General features: G+C 33.4%; 22 protein-coding genes and 1 tRNA gene. 6 read left to right on the forward strand and 17 right to left on the reverse strand.

The genetic code is table 11. The features are described 5' to 3' along the window. Positions 1-48 precede the first annotated feature (48 nt). The 3 genes from M4I23_RS00235 to M4I23_RS00245 are packed head-to-tail and all read left to right on the forward strand — an operon-like array spanning position 49 to position 3,590. A complete protein-coding gene (locus tag M4I23_RS00235; protein WP_249753052.1) occupies positions 49-1,203 on the forward strand; it encodes a serine hydrolase in 1,155 nt (384 codons plus the stop codon). Beyond that, entirely contained in the window at positions 1,200-1,913 is a 714-nt protein-coding gene (locus tag M4I23_RS00240; RefSeq protein ID WP_249753053.1) for a 3'-5' exonuclease, read from the forward strand. The genes M4I23_RS00235 and M4I23_RS00240 overlap by 4 nt, the downstream gene beginning before the upstream one ends. Then, positions 1,914-3,590 (forward strand): ABC transporter ATP-binding protein, encoded by a 1,677-nt coding sequence (locus M4I23_RS00245; protein ID WP_249753054.1) that lies wholly within the window; start codon positions 1,914-1,916, stop codon positions 3,588-3,590. 344 nt (positions 3,591-3,934) lie between these two features. Here M4I23_RS00245 and M4I23_RS00250 read toward each other — a convergent pair whose 3' ends face one another. The 6 genes from M4I23_RS00250 to M4I23_RS00275 all read right to left on the reverse strand — a co-directional run bounded on the left by M4I23_RS00250 (position 3,935) and on the right by M4I23_RS00275 (position 10,707). Next, complete coding sequence (locus M4I23_RS00250; RefSeq protein ID WP_249753055.1) at positions 3,935-4,588, reverse strand: 3-oxoacid CoA-transferase subunit B; 654 nt, start codon at positions 4,586-4,588, stop codon at positions 3,935-3,937. A gap of 94 nt (positions 4,589-4,682) precedes the next feature. Continuing rightward, on the reverse strand, positions 4,683-5,384 hold the full coding sequence (locus M4I23_RS00255; protein WP_249753056.1) for a CoA transferase subunit A: 702 nt from the start codon (positions 5,382-5,384) through the stop codon (positions 4,683-4,685). Positions 5,385-5,623: 239 nt separating this feature from the next. Then, positions 5,624-7,969 (reverse strand): transglycosylase domain-containing protein, encoded by a 2,346-nt coding sequence (locus M4I23_RS00260; RefSeq protein WP_249753057.1) that lies wholly within the window; start codon positions 7,967-7,969, stop codon positions 5,624-5,626. A 49-nt stretch (positions 7,970-8,018) separates the two neighbouring features. Further along, entirely contained in the window at positions 8,019-8,513 is a 495-nt protein-coding gene (locus M4I23_RS00265) for a gliding motility lipoprotein GldH (RefSeq protein ID WP_158845657.1), read from the reverse strand. Then, on the reverse strand, positions 8,500-9,918 hold the full coding sequence (locus M4I23_RS00270) for a regulatory iron-sulfur-containing complex subunit RicT (RefSeq protein ID WP_158845660.1): 1,419 nt from the start codon (positions 9,916-9,918) through the stop codon (positions 8,500-8,502). The genes M4I23_RS00265 and M4I23_RS00270 overlap by 14 nt, the downstream gene beginning before the upstream one ends. Before the next feature lie 273 nt (positions 9,919-10,191). After that, positions 10,192-10,707: a CvpA family protein gene (locus tag M4I23_RS00275; RefSeq protein ID WP_158845663.1), complete on the reverse strand. Its 516-nt coding sequence runs from the start codon at positions 10,705-10,707 to the stop codon at positions 10,192-10,194. 146 nt (positions 10,708-10,853) lie between these two features. Between M4I23_RS00275 and M4I23_RS00280 the strand changes: the two genes are divergently transcribed. After that, positions 10,854-11,210 (forward strand): hypothetical protein, encoded by a 357-nt coding sequence (locus M4I23_RS00280; protein ID WP_158845666.1) that lies wholly within the window; start codon positions 10,854-10,856, stop codon positions 11,208-11,210. 138 nt (positions 11,211-11,348) lie between these two features. Here M4I23_RS00280 and M4I23_RS00285 read toward each other — a convergent pair. Further along, positions 11,349-11,421 (reverse strand) — tRNA-Gln (locus M4I23_RS00285). Between the two features lie 162 nt (positions 11,422-11,583). Between M4I23_RS00285 and M4I23_RS00290 the strand changes: the two genes are divergently transcribed. Both M4I23_RS00290 and M4I23_RS00295 read left to right on the forward strand, forming a co-directional pair. Further along, the gene (locus M4I23_RS00290; protein WP_249753058.1) at positions 11,584-14,967 is read left to right on the forward strand and encodes a DUF2723 domain-containing protein; all 3,384 of its coding nucleotides are present in this window, start codon (positions 11,584-11,586) and stop codon (positions 14,965-14,967) included. Between the two features lie 5 nt (positions 14,968-14,972). Then, positions 14,973-15,641: a polysaccharide deacetylase family protein gene (locus M4I23_RS00295; protein ID WP_249753059.1), complete on the forward strand. Its 669-nt coding sequence runs from the start codon at positions 14,973-14,975 to the stop codon at positions 15,639-15,641. Here M4I23_RS00295 and M4I23_RS00300 read toward each other — a convergent pair. The 10 genes from M4I23_RS00300 to M4I23_RS00345 all read right to left on the reverse strand — a co-directional run bounded on the left by M4I23_RS00300 (position 15,631) and on the right by M4I23_RS00345 (position 23,012). Beyond that, on the reverse strand, positions 15,631-16,260 hold the full coding sequence (locus tag M4I23_RS00300) for a hypothetical protein (protein WP_249753060.1): 630 nt from the start codon (positions 16,258-16,260) through the stop codon (positions 15,631-15,633). The genes M4I23_RS00295 and M4I23_RS00300 overlap by 11 nt on opposite strands. Positions 16,261-16,618: 358 nt before the next feature. After that, on the reverse strand, positions 16,619-17,197 hold the full coding sequence (locus M4I23_RS00305; RefSeq protein WP_158845676.1) for an alkylphosphonate utilization protein: 579 nt from the start codon (positions 17,195-17,197) through the stop codon (positions 16,619-16,621). Between the two features lie 127 nt (positions 17,198-17,324). Then, positions 17,325-18,146: a hypothetical protein gene (locus M4I23_RS00310; protein WP_249753061.1), complete on the reverse strand. Its 822-nt coding sequence runs from the start codon at positions 18,144-18,146 to the stop codon at positions 17,325-17,327. A gap of 154 nt (positions 18,147-18,300) precedes the next feature. Further along, a complete protein-coding gene (locus M4I23_RS00315; RefSeq protein WP_158845682.1) occupies positions 18,301-18,660 on the reverse strand; it encodes an MmcQ/YjbR family DNA-binding protein in 360 nt (119 codons plus the stop codon). Positions 18,661-18,726: 66 nt separating this feature from the next. Further along, positions 18,727-19,128, reverse strand: a complete 402-nt coding sequence (locus tag M4I23_RS00320; protein WP_158845684.1) for a GNAT family N-acetyltransferase — start codon at positions 19,126-19,128, stop codon at positions 18,727-18,729. An 11-nt stretch (positions 19,129-19,139) separates the two neighbouring features. Beyond that, a complete protein-coding gene (locus M4I23_RS00325) occupies positions 19,140-19,748 on the reverse strand; it encodes a DUF4230 domain-containing protein (protein WP_249753062.1) in 609 nt (202 codons plus the stop codon). A 49-nt stretch (positions 19,749-19,797) separates the two neighbouring features. Further along, positions 19,798-20,550, reverse strand: coding sequence for a cyclase family protein (locus M4I23_RS00330; protein WP_249753063.1), 753 nt, complete (start codon positions 20,548-20,550; stop codon positions 19,798-19,800). 14 nt (positions 20,551-20,564) lie between these two features. Further along, positions 20,565-21,740 carry a radical SAM family heme chaperone HemW gene (gene hemW, locus M4I23_RS00335; protein WP_249753588.1) on the reverse strand — a complete coding sequence of 392 codons (1,176 nt, stop codon included), beginning with the start codon at positions 21,738-21,740 and terminating at the stop codon, positions 20,565-20,567. Positions 21,741-21,807: 67 nt separating this feature from the next. Beyond that, positions 21,808-22,377, reverse strand: a complete 570-nt coding sequence (gene ruvC, locus M4I23_RS00340) for a crossover junction endodeoxyribonuclease RuvC (RefSeq protein WP_158845693.1) — start codon at positions 22,375-22,377, stop codon at positions 21,808-21,810. After that, positions 22,374-23,012, reverse strand: coding sequence for an outer membrane beta-barrel protein (locus M4I23_RS00345; protein ID WP_249753064.1), 639 nt, complete (start codon positions 23,010-23,012; stop codon positions 22,374-22,376). Before M4I23_RS00345 ends, ruvC begins: the two co-directional genes overlap by 4 nt. Positions 23,013-23,099 lie beyond the last annotated feature (87 nt).

The following is a 23,099-nucleotide window of genomic DNA, read 5'->3' on the forward strand; positions in this document are numbered from 1 at the left end:
ATTAGTATAGAATTTTATTATCTTTAGTTTCTACATTAAACTAAATAAATGAAATTCCTTAAGAAATTTATTAAATGGCTTGCCATAATATTAGGCTTGCTTATTCTAACACTCTACATCACAGATACCGATTATCTAATAAAAGCCGTTAGAACTGTATATTTAAAAGGCCATACTACGGCATATATTGAAGATACCAACCAATTTGACAATAGAGTTATTGAAAACGGAACACCAGAACCTTGGCCAAATCACAAAAACTACAATACCGTAAAAGAAACTGAAATATTAAATAAAATTAATGCGGCCAACGGAACCATCGCGTATGTTATTATAAAAAACGATAGCATTTGGTTCGAAAATTACTACGATGGTTTTAATGAAAACTCCCAAACCAACTCCTTTTCTATGGCAAAAAGTTACGTGTCGGGCCTTATGGGTAAAGCTATTGAGCAAGGTTATATTAAAAGTCTAAATCAACCAGTTTGCGATTTTCTTCCAGAATTTTGCGACGGTTTAGCCGCTAATTTAAAAGTAGGTGACTTATCTAGTATGGCATCGGGAACCAATTGGGACGAGAAATACTACTCGCCTTTATCTATTACAACACGTGCTTATTTTGATGATGACTTAGCAAAAGTTGCTAATAGCTTAAAAGTAGTTGCAGAACCTGGAAAAGCTTTTAAATATGCAAGTGGAGACACCCAAATGTTAGCGATGGTTATTGAAAAAGCTACAGGTAAAAAACTTTATGATTATTTAACCGAAAGCTTTTGGAAGCCCTTAGGTAGTGAGAACCAAAGTCTTTGGCAAGTAGATAGTGATACTCACGATTTAGTAAAAGCTTATTGCTGTATAGCCAGTAATGCTAAAGATTTTGCACGTTTTGGAAAATTATATAAAGACCACGGAAAATGGCATGGTAAACAAATTTTAGATTCTGCTTTTGTTGCAAAATCTATTACACCACGTTTTAAAGCAAGTCCCGAATACGGATATGGTTGGTGGATGAGAGAACTAAACGGAAAACATTTTTTTATGATGCGTGGTCATTTGGGGCAATATGTTATTGTAGAACCTGAAGACAACGTAATTATAGTCCGCTTAGGACATTCTAAAGGTAACTCAAATAGTGTAGGTGCCTTTTTTACCGACGATATTTCGGTTTACATTACAGAGGCTTATAAAATGCTAGAAAAATGATAAGAAAACTCAACTTAGAAAACATTTTATTTTTAGATATTGAAACCGTTCCGGAAACTCAATATTTTTCAGATTTAGATGAAACGAAACAAGTCCTTTGGGAGCACAAGTCTAAATACCAACGTAAGGACGATGAAACTGCTGAAGAGTTTTACGATCATGCCGGAATTTGGGCCGAGTTTGGCAAAATAGTTTGCATTTCGGTAGGGTATTTTAAAATTTCGGATAATTTACGAACCTTTAGAACCACTTCTTTTTTTGGTGATGAGACTAAGATTCTAGTAGATTTTAAAAATTTATTAAACACTCATTTTAACCAAGCAAAACACTTACTTTGCGGTCATAATGGTAAGGAATTCGATTTTCCATTCATCGCAAGACGAATGATTATAAATGATATTGAATTGCCAGAAAAATTAAACCTTTTCGGTAAAAAACCATGGGAAGTACCACATCTCGACACACTTGAGCTTTGGAAGTTTGGTGATTACAAAACCTACACGTCGTTAAAGTTATTAACTAGCGTATTAGGAATTCCTTCACCAAAAGATGATATTGATGGCAGCGAGGTCTATCGTGTATTTTACGAAGAAAATGAAATTGACAGGATTGTTACCTATTGTGAGAAAGACACCATTGCCGTGGCTCAAATATTTTTACGCTTACGAGGTGATGCCATTTTAAAAAACGACGAAATTATTCATATTTAAATGAAGAAAAATATTCTTAGCGTTAACGATTTATCGATTGCATTTAATGGCAATGAGGTAATCCATAATATATCTTTCAACCTAAAAGAAAATGAAATTTTAGGTATTGTAGGCGAATCGGGTTCAGGGAAATCCGTATCCTCTTTAGCAATTTTAGGCTTACTCCCGAAGAAGATTTCTAAAATTACTTCCGGAAGTATTATATATAATGAAGAAGATTTAACCAAGCTTTCTTCTAAAGCATTTAAAAGTATTAGAGGAAAAAAAATTGCCATGATTTTCCAGGAACCTATGAGTTCTTTAAATCCATCTATGACTTGCGGAAAGCAAGTACAAGAAATTCTTCTACAGCATACCAATTTATCGAAAAAAGAAGCCGAAAACGAAACAATTTCCTTATTCGAAAAGGTCAAGCTTCCAGACGTTAAGCGTACCTATACAAAATATCCGCACGAAATATCTGGAGGCCAGAAACAGCGTGTTATGATTGCCATGGCTATTGCGTGTAAACCAGACGTTTTAATTGCCGACGAACCTACAACGGCACTCGATGTTACCGTTCAAAAAGATATTATAAAATTACTTAAAGAGCTGCAAGCCGAAACCAAAATGAGTATTATTTTCATTACTCACGATTTGGCTTTAATTTCTGAAATTGCCAATCATGTATTAGTTATGTTTAGAGGTAATTTAGTTGAAGAAGGCCTTGTGGAAACCATTTTTAAAAACCCGCAGCATAATTACACCAAGGCACTCATTAATTCTAGACCCTCGCTTGATACCAGATTAAAGACCTTGCCAACTATTAAAGATTTTTTGGAAGATACCATATCTACCGAGATTGTAACCGATGAAGATCGAAAACAAAACCACAAAAAAATCTATAGCAAACCTCCAATACTAGAAGTTATAAACGTTGAAAAAGAATACTTCTCTAGTGGTGGCTTTTTTAAAAAAGCAACCTCGTTCAAAGCTGTAAATAATGTGAGTTTTAAATTATATGAAGGTGAAACTTTAGGTTTAGTAGGTGAATCTGGCTGTGGAAAATCGACACTTGGTAACGCCATTCTTCAATTAGATAAAGCAACTGCTGGCCAAATAATATATAAAGGTACAGATATTACAAAATTAAATAAAGCAGAAACACGAAAACTAAGAAAAGAAATTCAAATTATTTTTCAAGACCCGTATTCATCTTTAAACCCAAGAATTCCGGTTGGAGAAGCCATTATGGAACCAATGAAAGTTCACGGACTATTCAGCTCTACTAAAGAAAGAAAAGAAAAAGTAATTGATATTTTAAACCGCGTTGGTTTATCTGAAGATTATTTTAATCGTTATCCTCACGAGTTTTCTGGTGGACAAAGACAACGTATTGGTATTGCACGTACTATTGCATTGCAACCTAAGTTAATTGTATGTGATGAATCTGTTTCTGCACTAGATATTTCGGTGCAAGCGCAAGTTTTAAATTTACTAAATGAATTAAAAGAAGATTTTGGCTTTACTTATATATTTATTTCACACGATTTAGCCGTTGTAAAATATATGAGTGACCAATTACTAGTAATGAATAAAGGACAAATTGAGGAATTAGACGATGCAGATATTATTTACAAATCGCCGAAAAAGGATTATACTAAAAAACTAATAGAAGCTATTCCAAAAGGAATTTAATATATCACCAAAATAAATTCACGCTATAACTTGGGGAGGCTATAGCATGAAAATTTTCTTGGTTAAATAAAGTAGGCTTTTTAAAAACTGTAAGTTTCCTTGAACGGATTCTTGAAATTTACTCGTTTTAATTGTAGATTGTTCAGGTAGATTTGGTGCAAAATTCATAGGGGTTAGGTTATGGTAGATTTGGGGAAATCTATAGTTAAACTTTATTTCTTTGTACACTGTAAATATATTATTTTATTTCATTTAATCAGTTAAAAAACATATATTATCGATAAAATACAATAAATTTTAACATTTAAATTTGTTTATTGCCCTAAACCATATAATCACACGTATTAAAATTGCATTTCTGGAATATCACCTTCAACGATTAATGTCCCCTCTGTTGCGTTTTTTATTTCATCTACAGAAACTCCAGGCGCACGCTCTAAAAGTTTAAAACCTTTTTCAGTGATTTCAATTACAGCGAGATTCGTTATAATTTTTTTTACACAACCAACACCAGTTAATGGTAAAGCACATTTTTTTAAGAGTTTAGACTCTCCGTTCTTATTTGTGTGCATCATAGCCACAATAATATTTTCGGCACTCGCTACTAAATCCATAGCACCTCCCATACCTTTAACCATGCGTCCTGGTATTTTCCAATTTGCTATATCCCCATCTTCAGATACTTCCATGGCTCCTAAAATAGTTAAATCAACATGTTGCCCGCGAATCATAGAGAAGCTTAAAGCAGAATCGAAAAAACTAGCACCAGGTAACGTCGTTATCGTCTGTTTTCCAGCATTAATAACATCAGCATCTTCTTCACCTTCAAAAGGGAAAGGCCCCATGCCTAAAACACCGTTTTCACTTTGGAACTCCACTTCAATATCATCTCGAACATAATTTGCTACCAAAGTAGGAATACCAATTCCTAAATTAACGTAATAACCATCTTGAACCTCTTTCGCTATACGCTTTGCTATACCTATTTTATCTAACATGCTTTGTGTCTTTATCATTTCCGCGAAAGCGAAAACATTTTTAATTTGGATACTTCTTTATTTGAAATTCTTGTTTACAAAAATCAAGAACCTTCTAAGTACGCTGTCTTACCGTGCGGTGCTCGATACGTTTCTCATAATGTTCACCCTGAAAAATACGCTGTACAAAAATACCAGGAATATGGATTTGATTAGGATCTAACTCCCCTAGCGGCACCAACTCTTCAACCTCAGCAACAGTAATTTTAGCAGCACCACACATTACCGGATTAAAATTTCGAGCTGTTCCTTTAAAAATCAAATTACCAGCGGCATCGCCTTTCCAGGCCTTAACAAAAGCAAAATCGGCTTTAAACGCATTCTCTAACACATACATTTTACCATCGAATTCTCTCGTTTCTTTACCTTCGGCTACTTCGGTTCCATAACCTGCAGGTGTGTAAATAGCAGGGAATCCCGCTTGGGCAGCACGACATCTTTCAGCTAATGTACCTTGCGGAATAAGTTCAACATCGAGTTCTCCAGAAAGCATTTGGCGTTCAAACTCATCATTTTCTCCAACATAAGAGGATATCATTTTTTTAATTTGCCTTTTCTGAAGGAGTAAGCCTAAACCAAAATTATCAACACCCGCATTATTAGAAATACAAGTTAAACCCTTAACGCCAAGGTTAACCAATTTAGTTATGGCATTTTCGGGTATACCGCTAAGTCCAAATCCACCAAGCATAAAAGTCATATTATCCTTCACACCCTTTAGACCCGTATCAACATTGGCTACTTTTTTATTTATCATTATGAATCCGTTTTAGAATTAAGCTTCATGATTTTATAAAAACATCATTTAAAGCTGCTTAAATTTACGAATAATTCAAAAGAATACTAAAAATTAAAGAGATTTTATTACAAAGTACTAATCTAAAAATAATTTAAGCCTAATAAAATCTTTGTAAAAAACAAAAAAACCACTCTTTTCAGAATGGTTTTATATTTAAGTCTCTATTCTGAAATGATATTCAGAACAAAATTTTCTATCTAAAAATCTAAATCATGAGGCGTATCGGTATCTTGTTGATCACCATCTGTACCACCTGTCTCTTCAACTTTAGAACAATCTACATTTATAGATAAGTTTTTAGGTCTTTTAAAATCTGTTTTCGAAATATTTAAATGTTTATCCTCATAACAGCTCTTCATATAAACACCCCAAATAGGTAATGCCATAGCCGCACCCTGCCCATAAGTAATACCAGGGAAATGTACTGATCTATCTTCAGCTCCAACCCAAACACCTGTTACTAAATTTGGTACCATCCCCATAAACCAACCATCACTTTGGTTTTGCGTTGTACCGGTTTTACCAGCAATTGGGTTTGTAAATTCGTATGGATATCCTGTAATAACTTTTCTATAATCGGATCTGTAAGAATCTCTTCCTTTCCCTCTTAAACGTCCACCAGACCCCGACTGCGTAACACCCTCCATTAGTTTAACCGTAACATAAGCAGTTTCGGCACTTAAAACATCTCTAGTTTCAGGCTTAAATTGATATAAAATAGTTCCGTTTTTATCGGCAATTGTAGTAACCATTACCGGTTTGGTATAAACACCTTGATTTGCAAATGTAGAATAAGCACCAACCATTTCGTAAACACTAACATCTGCCGTTCCTAATGCTATGGATGGCACTGCAGGAATATCAGATTCTACACCTAGTTTTCGCACTAAATCGATAACCGTTTGCGGACCGACTTTATCAATTAATTGAGCTGTAATAGTATTTACTGAGTTTGCTAAAGCATTTTTTAAAGTACGTGTTCCACCATACTCACCACCAGAGTTTTTAGGACACCAAGCTTCTGGATTCCCATATTTATTAGCTTCTATACAGAATGGAGTATCTGGCAATTCATCGCAAGGCGACAAATGTAACTGATCCATAGCTGCTGAATATACAAAAGGCTTAAAGGTAGAACCTACTTGACGCTTACCTTGATTTACCATATCGTATTGAAAATGACGATAATTTATACCTCCAACCCATGCTTTAACATGGCCTGTTAATGGATCCATAGACATCATACCTGTTCGTAAAAAAGATTTATAATAACGCATAGAATCCATAGGTTTCATAATGGTATCTATTTCTGATGCTTTACCGTTTTTCCAAGCAAAAACAGACATTTCTGCTGGTTTTGAGAAAGAAGCCTCTATTTCCTTATCCGTTTTTTTTAAGTCGTATTTAAGATGTCTCCAACGTTCAGATTGTTTCATACCACGTCTTAACAAAGAGGTGATTTGATTTTTATCAAGATCTAAAAATGGAGCCGTTGGGTTATGTTTTGGTGTATTTTGATTAAAAAACTCAGCTTGCAATCTAGGCATATGTTCTTGCACAGCATCTTCGGCATGTTTTTGCATACGCGAATCGATAGTAGTATAAATTTTTAATCCGTCGTTATACAAATTATATTTTGTACCATCTGGTTTTGGGTTATCTTTAATCCAGTCTTTCATAAAACCATCTAAATAACCTCTAAAATAAGTTGCTATACCTTCACGATGAGACTCTGGAGAATAATTTAAATCTAAATCTGTTTTTTGAAGTGAATCTTTTACTGCTTCCGATATAAAATCGTATTTCTCCATTTGAGCCAACACCACATTTCTACGTGTTTTTGTAAGTTCGATTCTTTTTCTTGGATTGAATAAAGATGAATTTTTAAACATCCCGACTAGCATAGCAGATTCTTTTAAATCTAATTCCATTGGCTCTTTTCCAAAATAAATACGCGAAGCACTACGAATACCGTCGGCATTATTTAAAAAATCGTAAATATTGAAGTATTGCGCAATAATCTCTTCTTTGGTATATTGACGTTCTAAACGAATAGCAATAATCCATTCTTTTACTTTTTGCAAAACACGCTCTATAATATTTTTTGAACCTTCACCATGAAATAACTGCTTTGCCAATTGTTGAGAAATAGTACTTGCTCCTCCACCGCTACCAAGCGTCAATATTGCACGTAAAGTTCCTTTGGCATCAATACCAGAGTGATCTTTAAAACGTGCATCTTCGGTTGCTATTAAAGCGTTCACCAAATATTGTGGTAACTCATTATAACCAACAGGTGTTCTGTTATCATTAAAATAGAATTTCCCCAGTGTTTGTCCATCTGAAGAAATAATTTCGGTTGCTAAATTTGTTTTAGGGTTTTCTAACACTGTGTGATCTGGCATTTCGCCAAAAACACCCCATGATGCTAATAAAAACACTAAAACAATGGAGAAAATTCCTCCTAAGAATATCAACCAAAACCATCGAACGTATTTTGTAAAATCCTGAACTGTATTTGTTTCTTTTTTTGCTTTTGCCATGTTTTAAGATCCTTAAACTATGAGAGATTTAAGTTTTAAATTTTAGGGTTTATTGTATTGTAGGGTTTTCTATTCTAAAGCCAACATCGGTTATACCTTCTAGGTTTACAACACCGTTCACTTTTCCGCGTTCGCGCATAGCTTGTTGTATTTTCACCTTATAATCGCCAGCTTCATTAAAAACAAAACCTTCTTTATACCAAAGTTTATTTTCTTTTACATCTGTATAACCTGTACCTAATAGTTTCCCGCTAGGTTCGGCCATTTTATATTCCAATGTGTCTTTTTGAATTTTCCCATTCGGGTTTACCATTTCAACAATTAAAAATATGTTGTTAAATTTATAAGCATTTGTATTTCTAAGATTTACAAATAGATTATAGGGCGTAACAGAATCGGTTGGTTTTACATTAAAACTAATCACATTCTCCTTATTCCAAGTATTTGGAACAGATTGATATTCATCGAAAACACGATTAGAATCGCATGATGTAAATACACATGCCATTATTAAAAAAAACAAGAAGCTATTATTCGGTAGCATTGTTATTATTTTGCGGTTTTGGTTTTCTTTTATTATTCCGGTTTCGGTTATTCTGATTAGGGTTACTGTTAGGTTTAGCCGTATTTTTTGGATTATCACCACCAGCACCAGTAGCCCTCTTCTTAGGAGTCCTTTTTGGAGCTGCTTTTTGAGTTCCTTCACCACTTTGATTAGAATTCTGATTCTTCTGATTAGGGTTCTGTCTCTTTTGATTAGGATTCCTTTTTTTCTGATTAGGATTCGGTTTCTTATTAGAATTCTGATTCCCGCTCTGGTTTGGTTTCCTTTTATTATTTTTACGTTTATTATTACCTTTTGGACTATCGAAACGTGTTAAACTATCTTGACCAACTACATTTTCGAACTCTGTTTTAACATCTTCTAAAACGTCTAATGCATATTCTTCTAAGCTAGCAATAGGTTCGTTCTTTTTATTTGCTTCAATAATTTCATTGGCTTGCTCCGTAGTAATTTTATGCCAATTCATCCATTCACCTTCATAAGCATACCACATGTGGCCTTTGAAAATGTCTGTTTTTTGACAAACCGCAGTTCCTTTACCCGTTTTAAGTTTAATATCTGTTTTTGGAAAACTTTTTAAAGCATCTAAATACGTATCTAATTCGTAATTTAAACAGCATTTTAATTTACCACATTGCCCTGCTAATTTCTGCGGATTAAGAGATAATTGTTGGTATCGCGCTGCCGATGTACTTACCGATCTAAAATCTGTTAACCATGTAGAGCAACATAATTCGCGGCCACAAGAGCCAATACCACCAAGTCTTGATGCTTCCTGGCGGAAACCAACTTGCTTCATTTCTATTCGTGTTCTAAATTCACGAGCAAAAACTTTTATAAGTTCACGGAAATCTACGCGTTCTTCAGCGGTATAATAAAAAGTGGCTTTACTAGCATCACCTTGAAATTCGATATCCGAAATTTTCATTTGGAGTTTCAAATCTATTGCAAACTGGCGTGCGCGAACCTTCATAGGTTCTTCTTTATCACGGGCAGCTTGCCAAATATCAATATCTTTCTGACTTGCTTTTCTGTAAATTTTTAAAACTTCATCTGGAGTTACCGAAACATTTTTACGTTTCATTTGTACCCGTACCAATTCTCCCGAAAGGGTAACCATACCAATATCATGACCAGATTGCGCTTGAGTTCCTACAATATCACCAATACTTAATGTTAAATTTTCGGTATTTTTGTAGTAGTCTTTTCGTCCGTTTTTAAAACGAACTTCTACCCAATCAAATGGTTTTTCACCATTTGGAAGTGACATATTTGCTAACCAATCGAAAACGGTTAATTTATTGCAACTATCTGTACCACAGGTTCCATTATTTTTGCAGCCACTAGGAGAGCCGTCTTTTGTTGAGCAACTTGCGCAAGCCATATATTTTATATATTGATTCTGGCTAAAACCGAGGTTTTACCAGAAGAAGGTTTATAACTATTTATTTTGAATCTTTACTTTACAGCTATTTACACTGTAAAAGCAAGAGTATAACTCGGTTGATAAAGTTTGTTAACTTAACACAACTTCAAGATGTAAAGATAAGATTATTCTAAAGACTAGAAACAAAGATTTTTTGCTTTAGTAATTAACGTCAATTATCTAGGTAAATTTCAATTATTTAAGATACGATTTCTTTCTAATTTAATAAAACTAAATTTCAGTTTCTTCGTTTTCGCTATCTTCTTTCAGACTTAAAATATTTGGAAAAATCATAGGCACCAACGATTTTACAGGCTCATAAAGTACAGAGTCGTCCATATTTTCTTCATCTATAAAAGTAATTGTACTATTCATTCTATCAAAAATTATTAAAACTACACTTAAAATAACTGCTATTTTTAAGGCACCAAAAACACCACCAGCTAATTTATTAATAACACCAAGTGCTGCAAAATCGGCTAATTTGGTTAGCGCCTTTCCTGCCAATGAAATAATTAAAATGATAACTACAAAAGTTACTGCAAAAGCCGTTATGCTAATGGTTTTCTCATTCCAATCGGTTTTAGTTTGCAAAAACTCGGCCGCAAAATCGCTAAAATGTATGGCGCCATAAACACCGGCAACCAAAGCAACTAAAGAAGCAACCTCAACAAAAAGCCCTTTCATAAAACCACGAACCAACCCAAATAGAATTAAAGCACCTAAAACAATATCAATAACACCCATAGTAATAATTTAATGCAAATATAAAATAAAAGAACTTACACCCTAATACGGCTTATGTAAACAATAACGGCAAATGAACTACTATGTTATCCGAAATACCAAAAGGTTCGTTAACTTTGCACGAAATTTCAATTTAAAAACTAAAAATGGCAAGAGACGAAGAATTAAAGGAACGCTGGAACTTGGTTGTAAAAAAATTATCTGATCAATTTGCTGACGGTGACACTTTGGACCTCGACGCGATTATTTACCTTATAGGCGTACAAGAACTTGGACAGCTAGAACGTGCTTTTAAAAAAGATCAAAAATTAGATTTAATGCATATTGCTATCTGCAAACTACTTATGCCTTACGGCTATTACTCACTAGAGTTTGTAGATAAAGACGGTTGGCCACATTACAAAACACTTGAAGCCTTGCCGCACTTAAAAGCTGGTGAACAAAGTGTTTTAATGAAAGAGGCTATTGTAAATTACTTTTTGGAAACAGAGTATATCGAATAATTCTTTTTAAAAGATTCAAAATCACCTTTTAAAATGGCTCCATAATAGAATTTATGGAGCCATTTTATTTTTTTCATCCCCAAAATAACGTGCAAAAAAAAACCCCAACTACTTTCGTAATTAGGGTTGGTTTCAGAGTTGGCCCACTAGGGCTCGAACCTAGACTCTTCTGCACCAAAAACAGACGTGTTGCCAGTTACACCATGGGCCATTCTTTATTCGAGACGGCAAATTTAGAACTTTTTTTGCTTTGTGCAAGCTTTTTTATTTTTTTTTTCAAATATTTTTTTCAAACACTTAACGTTTCCTTAAAAACATAAGGTATTGAGTATTTATTATTAAATTCGCCAAAGCAATTAATGTATAGATTTTTATGGCAAATTTTAACTTTAAAAAATGGAATACCATTTTAGGATGGTTCTCTTTTTTAATAGCACTTATTACTTATAGCTTAACTGTTGAGCCAACAGTGAGTTTCTGGGATGCAGGCGAATATATTTTAACCTCTTCCAAACTACAAGTTGGCCACCCACCAGGAGCACCACTATTTCAAATGTTAGGTGCGTTTTTCTCTATTTTCACGTTTGGAAATAATGCTCTAATTGGTTGGATGATGAATATGATGAGTGCTGTTTCCAGCGCTTTTACAATTCTTTTTATGTTTTGGACCATTACTATTTTACTAAAAAAAATGGTTGGATCTCATAATGAGATTAATAAAAACCAAGCTATTGCCATATTAGGTAGTGGTTTAGTTGGGAGTTTAGCCTTTACTTTTACCGATTCGTTTTGGTTTAATGCTGTAGAAACAGAAGTTTACGCCATGGCAACACTAATTATGTCGGCTTTATTCTGGCTAGGATTACGTTGGGAGCAAGACATGGATAACCCAAGAGGTAATCGATGGCTTGTTTTAATTGCCTTTGTTATCGGTCTTTCTTTTGGAGTTCACTTTATGGGCTTACTAACCATACCTGCCATAGGGTTGGTTTACTTTTTTAAGAATTACAAAACCGTTACCATAAAAAACTTCATCATTGCAAATATTGCTTCGGTGGGTATTTTATTATTCGTTTTTAAACTTTTGGCTCCAAACATCTTAAAAATATTTAGTGCTTTCGAAATCTTTTTCGTGAACACTATTGGCTTACCTTTTAATTCAGGATCTATTATTGCAGGCTTATTGCTTGTTGGTCTTATTTCTTATGGTTTAAAATACACTCGAAAAAAGCACTTTGTACATTTAAACACCGCCATTCTTTGCTTAACCTTTGTTATTATTGGTTTTTCTACTTGGTTAATGTTACCAATTCGTGCTAATGCTAATGTGGTAATTAATGAAAACAATCCATCGAGTGCAAGAGAATTACTGGCTTATTACAACTTAGAACAATATCCAGAAACGCACTTGTTTTATGGCCCTCAGTTTACCGATCAATATGCATATTTAGATGATAACAATCCGTATGTAGATGATAAACCTAAGTATGAAAAAGACAAAGAAAAAGGCGAATACGTTATTGTAAACGATTGGAAAAACGCCAAACAAAACTACAACTCCAAGCATGCGTCTATTTTTCCAAGAATGTGGAGCGCTGAACATGCCGAAAACTATATGATGTTTTCTGGATTTTTAGATTTTAAAGTAAAACCAGATGCACAGAATTCTTATTACAGAAGCGCCATTAATGCAGGAGCAAGCGAAGAGCAAGCCAAGACATATGCTTTAAATCAAATCACAAAATACAAAAGCCAAATAAATGATTTTAAAAATCAAGTAGCACAAGGCAATGTTGATTACGAAGATTATAACAACTTCTTGAAAAAGGAAAAAAGTTTAATTGAAGTTGAAAAGCCTTCTCTTATTAGCAACGTTATTTACATGTTCGAGTACCAATTGGGCTACATGTACTGGCGTTATTTTATGTGGAATTTCTCCGGAAGGCAAGATGATATTCAAGGTCGATACGATAATCATGGTAACTGGATTACTGGTATTAAATTTATTGACGAATGGCATTTAGGTTACCCGCAAGAGAATTTACCTAGCGATGTTAAAAACAATAAAGCTAGAAACGCTTATTACATGCTACCGCTTATATTAGGAATTATAGGCTTGTTTTTCCTTTTCAATAAAGACAAAAAACTATTTTGGGTTATGCTTGTGTTTTTCCTATTTACAGGAATAGCGATACAAGTTTACACCAATGTACGCCCGTTTGAACCTCGTGAACGTGATTACTCTGTAGTTGGTTCTTATTACGTATTTGCGTTATGGATTGGTTTTGGTGTATATGCATTGTACGACTTCTTTAAAAACTACTTACCAAAACATCTAACCGCTCCAATAATTACAGTGGCTTGTTTAATTTTGGTTCCAGGTATTATGGCGGCGAGCAATTGGGACGACCATGATCGTTCGGGAAAATACACTGCCAACTCTATGGCAAAAATGTATTTAGATTCTTGTGCTGAAAATGGTATTCTATTTACTATTGGAGACAACGATACCTTTGCACTTTGGTACGCTCAAGAAATTGAAGGTTACAGAACAGATGTACGTGTGGTAAACACGAGTTTATTTCAAACAGATTGGTACATAGACCAAATGAAACGTAAGGCTTACGAAAGTGACCCTGTGCCTTCGCAATTAACTCACGACTTATACAAATACGGAACCAACGATTATATAGTAATAGAACCTGTAACTAAAGATACTATTGAAGTTAAGCAGTTTTTAGATTTTATTGCTAGCGACAACCCTAAAACTAAATACAAATATGTTTTAGAGCAGCAAGGTGTCGATATTTCGCAAGTGAGAAGTCAGGATTTAAAAGCAAGTTATTTACCGACCGAAACATTACGTTTACCAGTAAATAAACAAAATGCTTTAAATTCGGGTATTGTTAAGCCAGAAGATGCAGATAAAATTGTACCCTATATAGATCTTACAATAAAAGGGGGAGCGCTTTATAAAAACCGCTTGTTAATGCTGGATATTGTTGCAAATAATGAATGGAATCGCCCAATCTATTTTACTGGAGGAAGCTTTGGTGACGACGATTATATTTGGATGAAAGATTACCTCCAACTCGATGGTATGTGCTACAAACTAGTACCTATTAAAACTGAAGTAGATCGCTCTAATCCTTTTGATATGGGTCGTGTAGACAGCGATTTAATGTACGAAAAAGTTAAAAAATGGGATTGGGGAAATAGTGGAAGCCCTGATATTTATCACGATGTTGAAACTAGAAAAAACTCGATTACTTACCGTGGCAACTTAGCACGGTTAGTAGAGCAGTTAATTAATGAAGATAAACTTGATAAAGCTGAAGAAATAGCTGATATAGCAATGGACAATATGCCTGTTGAATATTTTGGGTATTATACACTTTTAGAACCTTACATTAGCGCTTATTATGAAGTTGGAAACAAAGAAAAAGCACAACGTTTATTTAAAGAAGTCGCTAAAAAATATCAAGAAAACTTAGTGTATTATAGCAGTTTAAAAACAGACAAACAAGAACGTTTATTTGAAGATATTTATACAGATATACAACGTTACAAAGGTTTAGTTGATGTTTTAATTAAATATGACATTGATTTTGCTGAAAGCGAAGGTGATGTTTTCAACAACCATTTAAAATTATTCGAATATTTTTATGGTGATGACACCTCTGATGAATATGAGAAAAAAGCAAATAAAGATATTCCTGCGGAAGTAAGCACTGATACTATTGAACCTATAGACTAAGGCACATGACCTTAACACCTGTAAAAACACCATTTGTTGTGAAAAAGATGTTCCCAAATTACATTTGGGACATCGCAACAAATAAGAAAATAATCTATCTCACTTTTGATGATGGTCCAACTCTAGAAATTACAAATTGGACATTAGATACCCTAAAAAAATATAACGCTAAAGCAACGTTTTTCTGCATAGGAAACAATATTGAAAAAAACCCCGAAATCTTTAAGGACATAATAAAACATGGTCATGCTATTGGTAATCATACCCAGAACCATGCAAAAGGCTGGAAAACTTCAACAGTAGATTATTTATCTGACGTTGAACAAGCTGAGCAAAACATTCAAAAAGAAAAACCTCAACAACACGCTTCAACTTCTAAGATCGTAAAATTATTTCGTCCGCCGTATGGCAAAATAAGGTCTAACCAAGGCAAACAAATTATTAACCTTGGTTATAAGATAATTATGTGGGATATTTTATCTTTCGATTGGGAACATAAAATAAGTAAAGAAACCTGCTTTAAAAACGTTATTTCTAAAACTAAAAATGGAAGCATCGTTGTTTTTCATGATAGCGTAAAAGCATCTAAAAACATGCAATACACACTTCCGAAGGTTTTAAAACATTTTAGCGAACAAGGTTTCATTTTTAAATCACTAGATTTTAAGGCTTAACACCAACTTTCACATTCATTTTACGTTTCCAATACAAAATATAAATAGTTCCAATAATTGTTGGAAGCGTCCAAGATATTAGGTTTCCAATTCCCAATCCAGCAACAATAAAAGCTGTGAATGATGCGATTAAAGCGCCAACCATTTTTCCGATATGCAATCGTAACCACATGTTTCTTGGTTTTTTAGGGTTAAAGTAAAATCGAAAATCCTGAATACTCATTAATAATCCAAAACCTCCAAAAAACAGAAATAAAATACTCATTGAGGAATTATTTATAAGACCATAAATTCCGTTTAAAACCATAATAGCAGAAAAGAAAACCATAGCCCCAGAAAGTAATTTATCTTTCTTATCCGCTTCCTTTTTCGTTTTAAAAGTCAATGCGCGATTACCTGCTAAAACCAGATATATTGTAAATAACCCGATTAAAAATAAAAATACGTTTTCATGATTAGGCATACATGAAATAGGCAATGAAATTAAGGAACTCACAAGCATGCCAATCGAAAATAGTTTACCCATTTTTTTATGCATACGACCTCCTTTTTTAACAATAACACTTCCAATTCCTGTAATTAATCCAACGCCACCAAAAAAGGCGTGAATGTATATCAAAATTTTAATCGCTTCTTCCATTTGTAGTTAATTAAATTTATTACTTCAAATTTGAGATTATTATCCGATTTCAATAAATTTTAATTTCCGAAGTGTTGTTTTTAAGGTTTGAATTGTCGAATTTCTTAAAACTCGAAATAATAAGCTTTAACCAACTCTATATAAACCTATTATAGTAACGATGCTAAAACAGCATAGTCTTGCGTTGCTTTCAAGAATAAAAGTAATAAAACATAGAATTAACCTCTAAAAGCCAATGCTTTTGCATAAAAAAACGGTTAAAGCTTTATTGAGTTTTATCAATAAGGACTTAACCGTTATAAGAGTTTTTAAAGTTGAATAGAAATCCCTCTAAAAACTATGTTTTCTTTACATATTTTGTAATAATTACAATTTGTGTTGGACCTACTTTACCTTCTATAAATTCAGCATTTTCGTGATCTAGTCTAATATTTCTAACAGCCGTACCTTGTTTGGCAACCATGCTAGACCCTTTCACTTTTAAATCTTTTATTAAAACCACATTATCTCCTGCTTCTAAAATAACACCGTTTACATCACGATGAATTATTTTGCTTGCAGCATCTTCATGCTCGCCTGTGGCTCTAGCTAAAGCAATAGCATCATCATCAAGATACATCATATCCAATAAATCTTTTGGCCAACCTTCATTTCTTAATCTTTGCAACATACGCCATGCCATAATTTGTACAGCAACATGCTCACTCCACATACTATCATTTAAACAACGCCAGTGGTTAGCATCCATATCAACATCGCCATTAATTTGATCTAAACAAGTTTTACAAACTAAAACATCATTCCCTACATTTTCGTTCAACGACGGCGGAATTGTATATTGGTTTAAGTCTTCTTTTGAAGTACATAATTCGCAACTAGAATTGCTTCGCTCTTGTAATGTTTGTAAAACGCTCATAAGTATAAATTTAATTTTGCAATAGTACAGTAAAATCGAAGATTGAACAAATTTAGGTTTCTGTAATATTTTTATTAAATCAAAAAGGACGCAAGGTGCGCCCTCCCTTAAACTCAATTATCGTTATTTATTTTGCTAGATCATGGATAAAAGTATACACGTAATCACCATGGACACCAGTAAAATAAGAACTCCACGTTTTTACTTTAGCCTTATTCTCATCATTCTCCGGAAAAGCCTCCGTAAACAATTCATCATCCCTATCAAACATATTTTCTAAATCACTTAATGAATCTAAAAAATATACTTCTAAATATTCCGTTTTGTCAGCACCCCAAGCATGAACATATGCCGAGTAACCTTTTATATAATCATTCTTTTGAGTAATCCCTTTGTTTCCTTCTAATCGTAAACTTTGAAACTCTTCCATTGTTCCGTTTTCGGGAAATGCAAAATGACTTTTTCTAGCATAAACCACCATATCTTTAGTTGGTTTTTCCGCTAAAAACTTAACACCAGAAAGCGGCATATAAATTTCGTCCGAATGCTCATTGGAATAATACGAATTTAAATTTTTTAAGAATGCCTTCCGCTCATCTTCATCCGGCCAAGCCTCTTTTTCCAACTCTATGCTTCGTTCGGCTTGTTTCTCAATATCTTCCCAAGATGCATAACTAAAAGAACTTACTATCTCTGTATTATCTGGTGTTAGGTTATGCAAATATGTTGAAGCGCTCATAATATATTCATTCTTCATCGTTACTTTCTCGAGATACTCTTTTTCGGCAACTTTCCATTCACTCATTTTAAAATCCTCCTTGTCCATATCCCAGTGACTTTCTGTCACCGTAATATACTTTACTTCTTTTTTTTCTTGTGCTTGGAGAGTTGTTGCACAAAACAATAATAACACAACAATTGTAGCGAATAATTGATTCGTTTTTTTCATAATCTGTTAATTTTAAAGTTAATATAATGGTTAATTAATTACGACTTTAAGATTTAAGGGTGTTTAGATTATGCTAGTAAATATGTAAGGGAGAGAGAAATAGATGTTGCCAAAATACAAAAAAAACAATTGATAATCAAAGCTTTAAGTGAAACTATAAAGATTCACGCATTTTTTTACTCATACCTTTTAGAACCATATCGTAGGAATGATCGATAAGCTTGAAGATAAATTCAGGTGATAATTCACCTTCGTGAATATAAATAGTATTCCAATGTTTTTTACTCATATGAAACCCCGGACGGATGCTTTCATGTTCTGCACGTAATTCTTGGGAGTATTCTGGATCTGCTTTTAGATTTATTGATGCCTCACCACGCTCCCATTTTGATAATCCAACCAAAACAAACATTTTACCTAATACTTTGAATACTAAAGTATCTTCATCAAACGGAAAATCCTCGGTAGTTCCTTTCTTTTCTAGGCAGTAATTACGGAGTTGCTCGATATTCATTTTAATGGTTTTAAGTTGAACTCATCTAGGAGTTTACAATTCGATAGGCTAGATATTTAAACCATATCATTTCAAAATTCGCTCCATTACTTTTTCTGGATTCCTCAATGCCGTATAACCAAACTGCTTATACAAACCATGAGCATCGGCCGTCTTTAACATCCACACTTTGCATGATTTTAATTCTTCAGCTTCATGAATAAATTCAATTAATTCTTTTGAATAGCCTTTGCCACGATGTTCTTTAAGAATAAAAACATCCATTAAATACGCGAAAACAGTATAATCTGTAGCTATTCTTGCAAAACCAATTTGCTTATCATCAAGATATACACCAAAACAAAAACAATGCTCTATAGTTTTTTTAACCTCAGCAACTGTTCTACCTTTTGCCCAATAGGCATTGGTTATGAAGTGATGAACAACATCTATTTGAAGTTTACTTTTATCTGTTGAAATTTCAATCATTATTAAATAATTTACTTGATCAACTTTTTACCTTTTTCTTCAATTTTTAAAGCCGAATAATCCAATTCCCATCCAATAGTTTCCACAATGGTTTCCATAAGTAAAATGGTTTCTAAGGCTTCCTTTTGCGCAACTTCAATAAGTCCACTTTCAGGTACTTTGTCCTGAATATGAAGTTTGGCTTCTTTATGTAGACCTGTTAAATCTGATGCTTCAAACCTATTAAAAATCCCGTCAGATTTATCGTAATAATTCAAATTAGTCTCAATAGATAAAATTTCAGGTTGCGGAAAATGTTCTAAAATAATCTTCTTACTTTCAGTATCTGCCTTTAATTCAATTTTAGCTAAATCGTATCCTACATGCGCTTTGGCATTAATAATAACTAGTGCTTTTTTTCGACTACTTACTAGTTTTAAAAAACGCTCTTTAACATCTTCATAATGATAAATTTCAGCAAAATCACCTTCAACTGTAATAAACTTACACACCTTTTTAATCTTGTCTAGCAACAAAACAGACTGCGCGTTTACTAAGCTTTTCTTTTTAAGCGACTTGGTATAAGTTACAACACCCATTGTCGCCAAAATTCCGATTATTATGCCTAAAAATGCTTCCATTAATTCGTTTTAGTTTTCTCTTATGAAATCAATTTCTGTTCCAAAATTTTTAAACTGGCTCTACTTTGTATAAAACAGGCTTACTTGGCGTTGCATCATTCTCAAAAGAAGCAATTTGCAGATTCAAAAAATACTCGCCATCCTCTACACGGTTTTCCACGTAAACAAATTCGGTTATTGTAGCATCCATTCTTAATTTCCCTTTGGTATTCCAAAAAGCATTATGTGCCAAAAGTTCGCCTTCGTCCTTTTCTTTATCTACACTCGGCAAATCTACCAATAAATGCTTTACACCTTTTTCACGCAAGTAAATAGCGGCTTCCTCTAATATATATGTCGGGTTTGTATTTGAATATTGTCGTGATAATTTCCCTTTAGTATTTGGTAAGGTACGAATAACTACAGCATCACGTTTTTTATTTCCTAATGCATATTGTAGTTGCTTTTTAGAAATAACAAAATCGTCATCTAAACGCTCCGGAGCTACAGTAATAACTTCTGCCAAAAAGAAAAATTGTTTTAAATTTTGGTTAATAGAATGCACTTTTTCGGTAATATGCCCAACACATTCGGTATGCGTACCGTGAGCATGTGGATTAAAAATTATATTATTAAAATTAATAGCCGCACCTTCTTTTACACTAGCAACCCATTCGCCATCTTTAGCAGGCTCAATTTTTGGATCGTCTATATACCAAGCATTCACACTCTGTTTTGACGCTTCAATTGCAATCGAAATATCTATTGGTTTTGTTAAATCTATTTGAAGTTTTCTTGAATTATATTGTATTGTTGTCTGCATATCATCAAATATAGTTAAATCATAAATAATTCGGAAGCAATTCCGTCAACAAGAAACTTCCCTTTTTGAGTTGTTTTTAGAATTTGGTGACTAGCCTTACTTTTTAAATCGGTATCCAATTTACTCTGAGCTATTTGCTCGTTTTCATTCGAAATAACTAACAAGCCTTCTTTTATAAATTTATTTGAATATTTTTTTAAATGCTGGAGAAATACGTCTCCAAATTCAACCTCAACTCTATTAAGTGAAACACCCCAAATAGTTCTCAAACCCGTCATCACATACTCGTTAAATTGATCTTCTTTAGAAAGTATTTCTATCGTGTTAGGTAATTCATTTTTTTGAATGGCTTGTATGTATTTTATGTTATTTGAAACATGCCAACTACGCTCATTTCCATAAAAGGAATGTGCCGATGGGCCAATGCCTAAATAAGGTTTCCCTTGCCAATAACTTGTATTATGTTTAGAGAAATAATCGGGTTTTCCGAAGTTTGAAATCTCATAATGCACGAAACCTTGAGCCTCAATTTTTTCAACTAAATGATTAAAATGTTCTAAAGCCAAACCTTCGTCTATTGGTGGATAGCTGCCGTTCTTCACAAAAGTATCTAATGCCGTTTTTGGCTCTACAGTTAAGGCATAACTCGAAATATGATTGATTCCAAAACCAAATGCAATTTCTAAATTCTTATCCCATTTTTCCAAACTCATATTTGGAATACCGTAAATTAAATCGATGGTTATATTATCAAAATACTGAGTAGCTTCCTCTAAGCAACGCTTTGCTTCTTCAGTATTATGAGCACGATTCATGCTTTTTAAATCGTCTTCAAAAAAAGATTGAATACCAATGCTTAAACGGTTTATTGGGCTTTTAGCAAGCTGAAGAATAACCTCAGTTGATAAATCGTCTGGATTAGCTTCTAGTGTAATTTCTGGATTTTCGAGAACATCATAATTCTTATAAACAGTATCTATTAATAATTGAATTTCACTAACCGTTAACAAGCTTGGTGTTCCTCCTCCAAAATAAATGGTTTCAATGGTAAAGTTTTCTAATTTATTCTTTCTTAACTCTAACTCTTTCACCAAACATTGAATTAATTCATCTTTCTTTTTTAATGAGGTTGAAAAATGAAAATCACAATAAAAACAGGCTTGTTTACAAAAAGGTATATGAATATAAATAGCGCCTCCTTGCCTTTCCGATGCCTCGGAATATTTAATGTTATGGGTTTCTTTCGTATTTAACACTTTATTTTTTTAAAGTTCTTTTAGCAACTCTAGTTGCATTCTGTTTTACAAAAGCATCCCAACCCGTGTAACTTTTACCAATTTCTACCCGACCGGAATTATAAAAATGACAGACAGCTGCTGCCAACCCATCGGTTGAATCTAAATTTTTTGGAAGCGTTTTTAAACCTAATAGACTCTGAAGCATTTTAGCAACTTGTTCCTTACTAGCATTTCCGCTTCCAGTAATAGCCATTTTTATCTTTTTAGGTAAATATTCTGTAATAGGAATTTCGCGGCTTAAACCTGCTGCCATTGCAACACCTTGAGCTCTACCCAACTTCAGCATACTTTGTACGTTCTTACCGAAAAAAGGTGCTTCAATAGCTATTTCATCTGGATTATGTGTGTCTATAAGTTCGATGGTACGCTCGAAAATGAGTTTTAATTTTAAATAGTGATCGCTGTATTTTTTTAAATCCAATTCGTTCATTTGAAGAAACTCCATGTTCTTCCCAACTACTTTTATTAACCCAAATCCCATAATGGTTGTACCTGGATCTATCCCTAAAATAATTCTTTCTGGTTTCATTGTCCGCAATATTTACAACCACTTAACGAAATAGACGCGCCAACTGTTATGGTTAATAAATTTCCATTAAACGATCCAAAACCTTCGTTAATTGGGTTAAAAATTTTTCCGAATCCTAAAATATAAGAAGTATCTAAATACAACGATAATTTATCCGAAACGCCATAATGAAACTCTACGCCTGCCATAGCATTTAAGAACGTCGTTTTATTTTCACCATAATCTCCCAATGGCTTTATTATTGAAATACCCGGCCCTGCATGTAAAAACGTTACAAAGTTATTATATAGACCTAGCAAGTTTGAAGCATTATAAACCAGTTGCGCATTTATACGCGTATAGTTTGTTTTAAATTCTGGTGTGTTCTTAGCATTTGAAAATCGATTATAACCTAAATCTAATTTCGCTCCAACTAAAGAGTTAAACATATACTGCAAACCTAAATTAATGGTTGGAAAATTAACAGAATTAGCTTCGAAATTACTAACAAAACCATTACTAGACGGACTATTAACCCCCAAAGCAAATTGTGCTTTAAACGTACTCGTATCGCTTTGAGAAAAGCATAAAGTTGCAAAACAAATTAAAGATATTGCAATTAGTTTATGTTTATTAAATTTTAAAATAGGAACCATGTTATAATATTAATTTAATTTGCACTTTATTTATCGTGATAAGGTATTAAACAACCAACGAGGTTACTTAAACCTTATTGGATAACT

Source organism: Algibacter sp. L4_22 (assembly GCF_023473045.1).
Lineage (GTDB): Bacteria > Bacteroidota > Bacteroidia > Flavobacteriales > Flavobacteriaceae > Algibacter.

Excerpts from the sequence above, each read along its gene's own strand:
- M4I23_RS00235 (WP_249753052.1), top strand. The coding sequence starts at position 49 with ATGAAATTCCTTAAGAAATTTATTAAATGGCTTGCCATAATATTAGGC.
- M4I23_RS00245 (WP_249753054.1), top strand. The coding sequence starts at position 1,914 with ATGAAGAAAAATATTCTTAGCGTTAACGATTTATCGATTGCATTTAAT.
- M4I23_RS00275 (WP_158845663.1), bottom strand. The coding sequence starts at position 10,707 with ATGGGTGTTATTGATATTGTTTTAGGTGCTTTAATTCTATTTGGGTTG.
- M4I23_RS00295 (WP_249753059.1), top strand. The coding sequence starts at position 14,973 with ATGACCTTAACACCTGTAAAAACACCATTTGTTGTGAAAAAGATGTTC.
- M4I23_RS00270 (WP_158845660.1), bottom strand. The coding sequence starts at position 9,918 with ATGGCTTGCGCAAGTTGCTCAACAAAAGACGGCTCTCCTAGTGGCTGC.
- M4I23_RS00315 (WP_158845682.1), bottom strand. The coding sequence starts at position 18,660 with ATGAATATCGAGCAACTCCGTAATTACTGCCTAGAAAAGAAAGGAACT.
- M4I23_RS00240 (WP_249753053.1), top strand. The coding sequence starts at position 1,200 with ATGATAAGAAAACTCAACTTAGAAAACATTTTATTTTTAGATATTGAA.
- M4I23_RS00305 (WP_158845676.1), bottom strand. The coding sequence starts at position 17,197 with ATGAGCGTTTTACAAACATTACAAGAGCGAAGCAATTCTAGTTGCGAA.
- M4I23_RS00260 (WP_249753057.1), bottom strand. The coding sequence starts at position 7,969 with ATGGCAAAAGCAAAAAAAGAAACAAATACAGTTCAGGATTTTACAAAA.
- M4I23_RS00255 (WP_249753056.1), bottom strand. The coding sequence starts at position 5,384 with ATGATAAATAAAAAAGTAGCCAATGTTGATACGGGTCTAAAGGGTGTG.
- M4I23_RS00320 (WP_158845684.1), bottom strand. The coding sequence starts at position 19,128 with ATGATTGAAATTTCAACAGATAAAAGTAAACTTCAAATAGATGTTGTT.
- M4I23_RS00330 (WP_249753063.1), bottom strand. The coding sequence starts at position 20,550 with ATGCAGACAACAATACAATATAATTCAAGAAAACTTCAAATAGATTTA.
- ruvC (WP_158845693.1), bottom strand. The coding sequence starts at position 22,377 with ATGAAACCAGAAAGAATTATTTTAGGGATAGATCCAGGTACAACCATT.
- M4I23_RS00265 (WP_158845657.1), bottom strand. The coding sequence starts at position 8,513 with ATGCTACCGAATAATAGCTTCTTGTTTTTTTTAATAATGGCATGTGTA.
- M4I23_RS00250 (WP_249753055.1), bottom strand. The coding sequence starts at position 4,588 with ATGTTAGATAAAATAGGTATAGCAAAGCGTATAGCGAAAGAGGTTCAA.
- M4I23_RS00345 (WP_249753064.1), bottom strand. The coding sequence starts at position 23,012 with ATGGTTCCTATTTTAAAATTTAATAAACATAAACTAATTGCAATATCT.
- M4I23_RS00325 (WP_249753062.1), bottom strand. The coding sequence starts at position 19,748 with ATGGAAGCATTTTTAGGCATAATAATCGGAATTTTGGCGACAATGGGT.
- M4I23_RS00280 (WP_158845666.1), top strand. The coding sequence starts at position 10,854 with ATGGCAAGAGACGAAGAATTAAAGGAACGCTGGAACTTGGTTGTAAAA.
- M4I23_RS00310 (WP_249753061.1), bottom strand. The coding sequence starts at position 18,146 with ATGAAAAAAACGAATCAATTATTCGCTACAATTGTTGTGTTATTATTG.
- M4I23_RS00290 (WP_249753058.1), top strand. The coding sequence starts at position 11,584 with ATGGCAAATTTTAACTTTAAAAAATGGAATACCATTTTAGGATGGTTC.